5 protein-coding genes are annotated in these 6,307 nt (G+C 69.8%); all 5 read right to left on the reverse strand.

Features of this window, described 5'->3' with window-relative positions; translation table 11 throughout:
- On the reverse strand, positions 1-1,707 hold a 1,707-nt coding region (locus PV679_RS35650), incomplete at its 3' end, for a condensation domain-containing protein (protein WP_416069875.1).
- 142 nt (positions 1,708-1,849) lie between these two features.
- Positions 1,850-3,697 carry a non-ribosomal peptide synthetase gene (locus PV679_RS35655; RefSeq protein WP_319685439.1) on the reverse strand — a complete coding sequence of 616 codons (1,848 nt, stop codon included), beginning with the start codon at positions 3,695-3,697 and terminating at the stop codon, positions 1,850-1,852.
- 7 nt (positions 3,698-3,704) lie between these two features.
- A complete protein-coding gene (locus PV679_RS35660; RefSeq protein ID WP_319685440.1) occupies positions 3,705-4,739 on the reverse strand; it encodes a TauD/TfdA family dioxygenase in 1,035 nt (344 codons plus the stop codon).
- A 34-nt stretch (positions 4,740-4,773) separates the two neighbouring features.
- Entirely contained in the window at positions 4,774-5,544 is a 771-nt protein-coding gene (locus PV679_RS35665) for a thioesterase II family protein (protein ID WP_319685441.1), read from the reverse strand.
- A gap of 330 nt (positions 5,545-5,874) precedes the next feature.
- Positions 5,875-6,307 (reverse strand): phosphopantetheine-binding protein (locus PV679_RS35670; protein ID WP_319685442.1); only part of this gene is annotated, 433 nt, incomplete at its 5' end.

Here is a 6,307-nt window from a genome sequence, read left to right on the forward strand (position 1 = left end):
GTCGGGCCGGGTCTGGGGCTGGAGTGGTGGGCGGGTGTCGGTGGTGGTGAGTTGGTCGAGTCGTCGGTCCAGGCCGGCGGGTGTCGGTGTGAGGAAGAGGTCCTTGATACCGATGTCGGTGCCGAGTACCGCGCGGACGCGGTTCACCAGCCGTACGCCCAGCAGCGAATGCCCGGCATTGCGGAAGAAGTTGTCGTCGGCGCCGATACGTTCTCGGCCGAGCACCTCGGCGAAGAGTCCGCAGAGGATCTGCGCGCGCGGCGACAGCGACCGGCGGGACGCACCGGCCTCGTCGGTGGCTGCCGTACCTGTCGCGCCGGCCTTGTCCCGGGCCTCGGTGACGCGGGTGCGGCGTTCGGTGAGGCTCCGGTGTTCTTCGTCGGTGAGTGCGGTGGCGGTGGAGAGGGCGGTGCCCGGGTCGGCGGCGAAGGCGGTGAGGACGCGGATGAAGAGGTCCAGCAGCAGTCGTGCGGTGGTCTCGTCGAAGAGGTCGGTGGCGTACTGGAGCCATACCTCGACACCGGCCGCGGCGCCGCCGTCGTCACGTACCTCGGTGCAGAAGACATTGAGGTCGAACTTCGCCGTCCGCAGGCCGGCCGGTTCGAGGATGCCTTCGAGGCCGCCGAGAGAGATGCCGGGGTCGGTGTCGTTCTGGAGGGTGAGCATGATCTGGAAGAAGGGGTGGTGGGCGAGGGAGCGTGTGGGGTTGAGGTGTTCGACGAGCAGGTCGAAGGGGAGGTCCTCGTGTGCGTAGGCGGCCAGATCGGCTTCGCGTACGCGGTCCAGCAGCTCCGTGAAGGTCGGGTCGCCGGACACATCCGTCCGCAGCACCAGCGTGTTGACGAAGAAGCCGACCAGCTCGTTGAGTTCCTCCTCCGGACGGCCCGCGACCGCCGAACCGATCGCGATGTCGTCCCGCGCGCCCACCGACGACAGCGCGGCCGCCAGCGCCGTCTGCAACACCATGAACACGCTGGCTCGCCGCGTCCGCGCGACATCCGACAGCGCCCGGTGGACATCGGCGCCGATCCAGCCCGTGACCAGATCCCCACGACCGGACGGTTCGGCCGGGCGCGGCCGGTCCACCGGCAGGTCGAGCACCTCCGGAGCTCCGGCCAACGCTCCCCGCCAGAAGGCGAGTTGCTCGGACAGCACACTGTCCGGGTCGTCCGCCTCGCCCAGCATCTCGCGCTGCCAGAGTGTGTAGTCCGCGTACTGCACCGGCAGCGGCTCCCAGTCGGGAGCCCGCCGCGCCGACCGTGCCTCGTACGCCGCCGTCAGATCCCGCAGCAGCGGGGCCGTGGACCATCCGTCGGTCGCGACATGATGGAGGAGCAGCACCAGCACCGACTCGTCAGGACCGGCCGTGAACAACCGCGTCCGCAACGGCAGATCGGCCGAGAGATCGAACGGCTCGTGCGCGAAAGCGGTCACCAGGTCGTCGACGGTGTCCGCCGCGCACTCCACCACCGCGAACACCGCGTCGGCGCTGTCGAGCACTCGCTGATACGGCTCGCCGTCCACCGCCGGGAACACCGTCCGCAGCACCTCGTGCCGCCGCACCACGTCCGACACGGCCGCCGCCAGGGCCACCTGGTCGGGCACACCGTTCAACCGCAACACCACCGGCACGTTGTACGTCGCCGAGGGACCCTCCAGACGGTTCAAGAACCACAACCGACGCTGTGCGTAGGACAACGGGAGCACAGTCATTCCTCCTGATACATCACGACCGGTGGACGGTCTCGCCGGCCATCGCCGGGCGGGAAACCTGAAGGTGAACGGTGACGCGGGCGCGGCGGTGCGGCAGCCGCCGCCGCGCCACGGGCGGTACGGAGTGTGCCCGCCGTCAGACGAGTGCGGGCACGGGCCGTGGTCCGGACTCCTGGACGTCGAGCAGGGACTCGATCTGCCGGGCGAGATCACGCAGCCGGGGGTTCGCGTAGACGGTCTTGACCGGCAGGCTCAGACCCAGCTCCTTGCGCACACCCGCGACCAGTTTGATCGCGAGCAGCGAGTGGCCGCCGAGCTTGAAGAAGTTGTCGTCGGCGCCGATCCGGGGTGCGCCGAGGACATGCGACCAGACCCGTGCGATCAGCTCCTCGACAGGCCCGGTGGGCTCGTCCGCGGCCGTCCCGGCGGCCGTTTCGCCGGCCGGCGAAACGGCCGCCGGCGCCGGCAGTACGGTCCGGTCCAGCTTGCCGCTGGGCGTGGTGGCGAAGCGCTCGACCTCCACGAAGGCCGCCGGCACCATATAGCCCGGCAGGACCGAGGCGAGACGCGAGCGCAACTCCTCGGCTCCGATCGCCTGCTGGGCGCGGTAGTACGCGACCAGCCCGGGAGCACCGTTGACGTCCTCCCGCAGGACGACGGCCGCCTCGGCCACCGCGGGATGCCCGGCGACGGCCGCCTCGATCTCGTACAGCTCGATGCGGTGACCTCGCAGTTTGATCTGGCCGTCGGCGCGGCCGAGATACTCCAGCCGTCCGTCGGGCAGGCGGCGGCACAGGTCACCGGTCCGGTACATCCGTGCTCCGCCGTCGCCCGACAGATCGGCGACGAAGCGCTCCGATGTGAGTGCGGGGCGCCGGCGATAGCCACGCGCGACCCGTGGGCCGGCCAGATACAGCTCGCCGGAGCCGCCGTCCGCGACCGGAAGCAGGTCGTTGTCGAGCAGCCGCACGCTCAGCCCGGGAAGGACCGTCCCGATGTGCGGGCGGTCTCCGGTGACCCATCCGGCGGTGGCGTCGACCGTGCACTCCGTCGGACCGTAGAGGTTGACCGCGCGCACCACACCCTCCTCCACCAGGTCGGCGACGCGCCGCCACAGCGCGGGACTGATCGCCTCGCCGCCGACAAGCAGGGTGAGAGGGTCATCTCCGTCACCGCGCGCCGCGAGATGCTCCAGCAGCGGCTCGGCATGGGACGGCGTGATGTCCAGATCGGTCAGACCGTGCTCCTCGATCATCGCGGCGAGCAGCGCGGGATCGGACCGGGTCTCCTCGTCGATCATGACCAGTGTGTCGCCGCGGCACAGACGCACCCACTGCTGTACGGAGGCGTCGAAGGACGGCGAGGCGTTCCAGCCGACCCGGCCCGCCACCGTGCGCGCGATCTCCGCGGACTCCAGTTCGGCGAGCAGCGCCGCGGCCGAGCCACGGCTGACCTCCACACCCTTGGGACGGCCGGTGGAGCCCGAGGTGTAGATGACATAGGCCAGTCGGCCGGCGTCGACCGCGACCGGCCGGTACGCGGCCTCGGTGCCGTCCGGCGCGGCCAGTTCACCTGCCGTCAGGTGGCCGGGGGCCTCGGCGTGGAAGGTGACGCCGGTGTCGACGACCACCAGGTCCGCGGCGGAGTCCTCGACGAGGTACCGTCGGCGCTCGGCGGGCAGCCGTGGGTCCACCGGCAGATACGCCGCACCGGCGGTCAGTGTCCCGATCAGCGTCGCCACCAGATCGGCGCCGCGCGGCAGGCACAACGCCACCACGCTCTCCGGCCCGATGCCGAGGCCGCCGAGGCGCCGGGCGATCCTGGTCGCCTCGGCACGCAGCTCGCCGAAGGTGAGCTCCCGGTCACCGGCCACCACCGCGATCCGGTCGGCCGGAACCTCCGCCAGCCGGGCGAGCAGATCCAGGGGCGTGGCCGAACCGGCCGACGTACCGTTTCCGTTGTCACTCGCGCTTACCGTCGCCATGTCGCGATCACCCCTCGAACGCGGTCGTCGACGGCGCGGTCTCGGGCCGGCAGGCGTCCAGTGTGATCGGATCGCCCATGGCCACCAGGATTTTGCGGTCTCCGCGATACGACTCCCTGCCGTGCGCGCACAGCACGTTGTCGACCAGCATCACGTCACCACGCTGCCAGGTCTCGCGGAGCGTCACCTGGTCGTAGATCCGGTTGACCGTCTCGACCTCGTCCTGGGTCAGCCGCGTACCGTCACCGACGAACGTGTCGAACGGCAACCCGTCCTCGCCGTACGTCTCCACCAGGACATCGCGCACATCCGTGTCGAGGGTCCGGTTGTTCCAGAAGGCGAAGTGGTTGAACCAGGACTTCTCACCGGTGACCGCGTGGGTGACGATGGCGGACCGCCGCTGCCGGGTACGCAGAGCGCCGTCCTCCCGCCACTCGAATCCGATGGTGTTGTCCCGGCAGTACGCCTCGACCACGGCGGGATCCTCCGTGGCGAAACTCTTCTGCCAGGGCAGTCCGGCCAGCTCCGAGAAGTTGCGCACCAGCAGCCAGCCGGTCGCCGCGAAGCGGTCGCGCAGCGCCGGAGGGAGGAGCCGCAGCGCCTCTCGCATGTCGCCCACGGTGGTCGCGCCGCCCTCCTCGGGAGCGATGACGCAGCCGAACAGCAGGGTGCCGGGGAAGTCCAGCGTGTAGCTGTTCTCGTTGTGCAGCCGGATCGGCTGCACGGCGGGCAGGTCGGTCGAGGAGAAGACACCTTCTCCGAAGTCGGTCCGGGGCGTGGCCTTCTCCTTGTATCCGGCGCGCCGCGGCATCAGCACATCGCGTACCCGGCCGAAATCGGAGGCGTCACCGACTCCCAGTCCGCGGATCAGCAGGCTGCCGGAACGGTGCAGCTCGTCCTTGAGTTCCGGCTGGTGCTCGGTGAGCCAGTCGAGGGCCCGGTCGAAGCTGTCGAAGCGAGGGGTGCGCAGGACAGGCGGTTTTCCAGCCTCCCGGCTGAGATCGAGGTCGACGGTGGACATGGCGTGGCCGGTGGATGGCATCGAACTTCCTTGGGTCGGATGGGATGGCGGTCGGTCAGGCGAATTCGTGCCGGACGGGGACGCCGTCGACGACCGAATTGACGATCGAGAAGAAGGCGTCCAACTGCTGCTGGAAGTAGAAATGACCGCCGGGCAGTATCTCCATCGAGGCCGGGCCGTCGGTGATCTCGCTCCAGCGCGCGAGTGCCTCTATGGGCACGACGGGATCGTCCGTCCCGCCGATCGCGGTCACCGGGCAGGTGAGCGGAGCGGCGGCGCCGGTGTACCGGTAGATGTCGTCGAGCGCGAAGTCCGCGCGGAGCGAGGGAATGATGATCTCGCGGAGTTCGGGCTCGTCCAGAATGCCGTCGTCCGTGCCACCGCGTGCCTTGATGGCCGCGACCAGCTCGTCGTCGGTGAGGCGCTCCGGGTGCACCATGCTGGGGTTCGCCACGAAGGGCGCGCGGCACGCCGAGGCGACGAGGGCGCGCGGAGCGCGTCCGGCCCGGGTCAGCGCCCGGGCGACCTCGAAGGCCACGAGCGAGCCCATGCTGTGTCCCAGCACGACGAGGTCATCGATGCCGGACGGCAGGCAGGACACGATCGGGCCGACCAGATCGCCGATGTTCCGGGGCAGTGGGTCGGAGAAGCGGGCGCCGCGGCCGGGATACTGGCCGATGAGCAACTGGACGCTGTCGGGCAGCAGCGCGCGCCATTCCGCGTAGGCGTGGGCGTTGCCGCCGGCGTGCGGCAGTACCAGCAGAGACGTGCGGTGTGTGGAGCCGCCGTTCAGCCTCCACACCACATCATCCGGATCGGTATTCACGAGATACTCCATTTGTTGTGGGACACAAGGGGAATTGAGGAAGAGGAATACGAAGGCGACCGCGTGAAGGCGACCGCGTGAAGGCGACTGTGTGAAGGCGACTGTGCGCGTACGAATGGGCGAAAGCGAGTGCGCGAATGCGGAGGCGAAGCCGGCGCCGGTTCTCCGGCGCTGTTCCGAGCCGTTTTCGAGCCGTCGGCGCGGGAAGGCCGGCCATGGAAAAGGCTAGCCGCGGGAAAGGCGGCCGGTCGGCGGAAGATGAGGCAGGACCGGCGGAATTGGAGGCGGCACTGGTGGCGCGCGACGGACGAAGGTCCTGGTGAGCGTGCGTCAGCTTTCGCTCTGTACGACCGAGCCGGACTCGGTACGCCGCCGAAGTGCGGGTCGTTTGCGTGTGGTTGTGTGGGTGTTGGTGTGTTGGGTGAGGGTGGCGATGGTGGGTGATTGGAAGATGTCGCGGATGGTGAGGTTGATGTTGAGGGTGGTGCGGATGCGGGTGGTGAGTTGGGCGGCGAGGAGGGAGTGTCCGCCGAGGTCGAAGAAGTTGTCGTCGATGGTGGTGGTGGGGAGGTTGAGGATTTCGGCGTAGAGGTTGCAGAGGATTTCTTCTTGGGGGGTGCGGGGGGTGCGTCCGTTGGGGAGCACCCGGCAGGGGAGAGCCCCCCCGCCGGCACCGCCGCCCGGAGCCGGGTCACCCGGGTCGCGGACGCCGGGCCAGGGCACGCGGACCGGCCCGCCGCGCGGCGGGTCCGGCAGCCGCGGC

Source organism: Streptomyces sp. AK02-01A (assembly GCF_033795305.1).
Classification (GTDB): Bacteria; Actinomycetota; Actinomycetes; order Streptomycetales; family Streptomycetaceae; genus Streptomyces.